Origin of the sequence: Corallococcus praedator (genome assembly GCF_003612125.1) — a bacterium.
In the GTDB taxonomy this organism is placed as follows: domain Bacteria; phylum Myxococcota; class Myxococcia; order Myxococcales; family Myxococcaceae; genus Corallococcus; species Corallococcus praedator.
Window position 1 is genome coordinate 1 of sequence record NZ_RAWI01001313.1, and the last position, 404, is coordinate 404.

1 protein-coding gene is annotated in these 404 nt (G+C 67.3%); it reads right to left on the minus strand.

The features are described 5' to 3' along the window. Positions 1-404 (minus strand): methyltransferase (locus D7Y13_RS44235; RefSeq protein WP_147452771.1); only part of this gene is annotated, 404 nt, incomplete at both ends.

Consider the following 404-nt stretch of genomic DNA (forward strand, 5'->3'; position numbering starts at 1 on the left):
CGTAGACGGCGCGCTCGATGGGCGAGCTGGGCCGTGCCGGCAGCCAAGGCGGGTTGCACACAATCAGCGGCGCACGGCCTTCAGGAAACAGATCCGCATCGACAACGTCGACCTGGGCCTGCAGCCCGAGACGCGCCAGGTTCTCCCGCGCACAGGCCAGGGCACGCGGGTCCTGATCGGTGCCGATGACGCGTTTCACGCCGCGTTTGGCGAGCACCGCCGCCAGCACACCCGTGCCCGTGCCGATATCGAACGCTAGCGTTTTGGAAGGCAACGGCGCATTCGCCACCAGCTCGATGTATTCGCCGCGCACCGGCGAGAACACGCCGTAGTGCGGGTGAATGCGCTCACCACCGAGCGCGGGAATCTCCACACCCTTCTTGCGCCACTCATGCGCGCCGATC